Genomic DNA, 266 nt, shown 5'->3' with positions numbered 1-266 from the left:
AGTTGAGTAAGGAGCTTGAGAGCCTCTCTAAAAAAGTAGAGAAGCTTGAAAAGAAGATTCAATGGTTAGAAGATCGATATAATGAAATCTCGAATGAAATCAAAAATCAGGAATCTTCTATCTTAAATAAGGTGAAGGAGCTGAAACGTAGAAACTCGCCGATTGGAAACACCTTTATTGAGGAAATTTTCGATAAAGAATTCAATACAAAAACAACAAGCACCAAAAAGTTAATGGAGTATTCCAATCAACTCTCACAGCTAGAG

The 266-nt window shown here is 34.6% G+C and carries 1 protein-coding gene; it reads left to right on the top strand.

Annotated elements, in window-relative coordinates; all coding sequences use genetic code 11:
* Positions 1-266 (top strand): hypothetical protein (locus R0J87_RS21075; protein ID WP_498888715.1); only part of this gene is annotated, 266 nt, incomplete at both ends.

The sequence above is a fragment of the Halomonas sp. SIMBA_159 genome, from assembly GCF_046536035.1.
Lineage (GTDB): Bacteria > Pseudomonadota > Gammaproteobacteria > Pseudomonadales > Halomonadaceae > Vreelandella > Vreelandella venusta_A.
This window is presented reverse-complemented; position numbering and strand designations above follow the sequence as displayed.